Raw genomic sequence first — 2567 nt, forward strand, 5'->3', positions numbered from 1 at the left:
TGAATATTGGCTTCGTTGGGCACCACTTGTGGTGCGGTTGAGCCCCACTGTTCAGATGCGTGATTCGTGTCGTTCAGCCCCACTACCGGCGTGGTTGAGCACCACCTGAAAAGCTCCTCCCACCATGTGAGCGCCACGTGGTGGAAGGAGTACCGGTAATGGTACGGAAGATCAAAGCGAAGCAGATCCTGCAGCTGCGAAATCAGGGTTTGTCGCGACGGGCGATCGAGTCCGCGCAGGGGATGTCCCGGCACAGCATTCGGGCTGTGCTCGATGCAGCAGAGCGGCTCGGAATCGGCTGGGACGACGTCGCGGAGTTGTCGGAGGCCGCGGTGTATTCGATGCTGTTTCCCGGCCGCGGCGTGCACGAGAGTGTCTTCGCGCAGCCGGACTGGGCGCGGGTGCATACGGAGTTGGCTCGGGTCGGGGTGACGTTGAAGCTGTTGCACCAGGAGTATGTCGACGCAGCGGCGATGGCGCAGGCGACGATGAGTTACGACCGGTTCTGCCGCCTCTATGGCGAGCATGCCGCTGTCTCGGGGGCGACGTCGCGGGTCGGCCACAAGGCCGGCCGCAGCATCGAGGTCGACTGGTCCGGGCCCACGATGCAACTGCTGGATCCGACGACGGGCGAGATGTCGAGGGTGTATTTGTTCGTCGCGTGCTTGCCCTTCAGCCGGTATGCGTTCGTGGAAGCCACCCTGGACATGAAGCAGGACTCGTGGCTGCGCGCCCACACCGCAATGTTCGCTTTCTTCGGCGGCAGCGTCCCGCGCCTGGTCCCGGACAATTTGAAGACCGGGGTTATCTCCCACCCGAAGGAAGGCGAGGTCGTGCTCAACGACTCCTACCGGGAGATGGCGGCGCACTACTCGGCCGCGGTGCTGCCTGGCAGAGTTCGCCACCCGCGCGACAAAAGTAGTACTGAGAACACGGTCTCCCATGTCGCTACCTGGGTGATCGCGGGTTTGCGGCATGAGACGTTCACGTCGCTGGCACAGCTGCGTCTGCGGATCCGGGAACAGATGGTTGCCTATAACCGGGAGCCGTTCCAGAAACGCATCGGGTCGCGGCTGAGCGTGTTCACCGCGGAGGAGAAGCCACTGCTGCAGAGCCTGCCGGCGGTCCCGTTCGAGATCAGCACCTGGTCCTATAAAAGGAAGGTCAACGCCAACGCCCACGTGGTCTGGGCGAAGAACTTCTACTCCGTTCCCTTCAACCAGATCGGTGCGCTGGTGGACCTGCGTGTCACGGAGACGATGCTGGAGGTCTATCGGCGGGATGAGCGCCTGGCCAGCCATTTGCTGCTTCCGGCAACGACGACGAACCAGTATCGGACGAACGACGCGGACCTGCCCGAAGGCCGCAGCTTCCAAGCCTGGGACCGGGCCCGGATCGAGGAATGGGCGGCGCGGATCGGGCCGGCAACCGTCACGGTGACGGCCAAGATCTTCGAGACCGTCTTCATCGACGAGGCAGGCTTCGATGCGGCGCTGGCAGTGTTGCGGCTGTCGAGCCGGTTCCCTGCGCCGCGGGTCGAAGCGGCCTGCGAGCTCGCTTTGCGAGGTCCGATCCGCTCCCCGCGTTACGCGCATCTGCGCCCGATCCTCGACACCGGGCAAGACAAAACCGGACACGTCCCCGAGCCGGAAAGCGATGATGGCGGCTACGTTCGCGGCAGCGCCTACTACGCCGGAGGAAACCGATGAGCGCCCTGGACGGAGAGACCAAACGCAAACTCCGCGAGATGAACGCCGGCGAACTCCTGGAGGCCATCGACACCCAAGACGACACCCTCTCGATCAGCTTGTCGTTCGAGGAGCGAGTGAGGCTGGTCGTCGATGACGCCTACTCCACCTTCATGCATTCCAAGGTCGCCGGGCTGATCCGGCGGGCGGGACTGCGTTACCCGAACGCGGACCTGCGCCGCATCGATCTGCTCGACGAGCGCGGCCTGAATCGGTCGCAGTTGACCCAGCTCGGCACCTGCTCGTTCGTGACCCGACAGAAGAACGTCATCTTCCAGGGCTTCACCGGGTCGGGCAAGTCGTATCTGGGCTGCGCGATCGCTAAACGCGCCTGCGAACAGCGCATCCGCGCACACTACGTCCGCATGCCCGACCTCGAGGAAGCCTGGGTCGCCGCCCAAGACACCCCCGGCGGAACCGGTAAGTTCCTGAGGAAGTATGCCGCCTTCACGCTGCTCGTCATCGACGAGTGGCTGTTGGACCGGCCGACGGAAGCAATGCGGACAATGCTGCTGGAGTTGATGGAGCGCCGCTATGGCGAAACGTCGACGGTGTTCTGCACCCAGTATCAGCAGAAGGACTGGCACCAGCGTCTCGGCGCCGGCGTCCACGCCGACGCCATCATGGACCGCATCATCCACAACGCCGTCTGGGTCGACACCGGAAACTACAACATGCGCGAGCACACAGCCCTCGCCACCGCGTAATCGATGACAGAGAGCACCGGTGGTGCTGAGCCACACCACCACTGGTGCTCCTGCGCACGATCGGTGGGGCTCAAGCGCACGATCGGGTGGGGCTCAGACGATCGAATACTCA

The 2567-nt window shown here is 63.9% G+C and carries 2 protein-coding genes; both read left to right on the forward strand.

The features are described from left to right. Positions 1-158 precede the first annotated feature (158 nt). The gene (istA, locus tag E3T28_RS08115) at positions 159-1709 is read left to right on the forward strand and encodes an IS21 family transposase (RefSeq protein WP_134429614.1); all 1551 of its coding nucleotides are present in this window, start codon (positions 159-161) and stop codon (positions 1707-1709) included. Next, a complete protein-coding gene (locus E3T28_RS08120; RefSeq protein ID WP_134429616.1) occupies positions 1706-2455 on the forward strand; it encodes an ATP-binding protein in 750 nt (249 codons plus the stop codon). The genes istA and E3T28_RS08120 overlap by 4 nt, the downstream gene beginning before the upstream one ends. Positions 2456-2567: the final 112 nt, after the last annotated feature.

The organism is Cryobacterium sinapicolor, assembly GCF_004403465.1.
GTDB lineage: Bacteria > Actinomycetota > Actinomycetes > Actinomycetales > Microbacteriaceae > Cryobacterium > Cryobacterium sinapicolor.

Excerpts from the sequence above, each read along its gene's own strand:
- E3T28_RS08120 (WP_134429616.1), top strand. The coding sequence starts at position 1,706 with ATGAGCGCCCTGGACGGAGAGACCAAACGCAAACTCCGCGAGATGAAC.
- istA (WP_134429614.1), top strand. The coding sequence starts at position 159 with ATGGTACGGAAGATCAAAGCGAAGCAGATCCTGCAGCTGCGAAATCAG.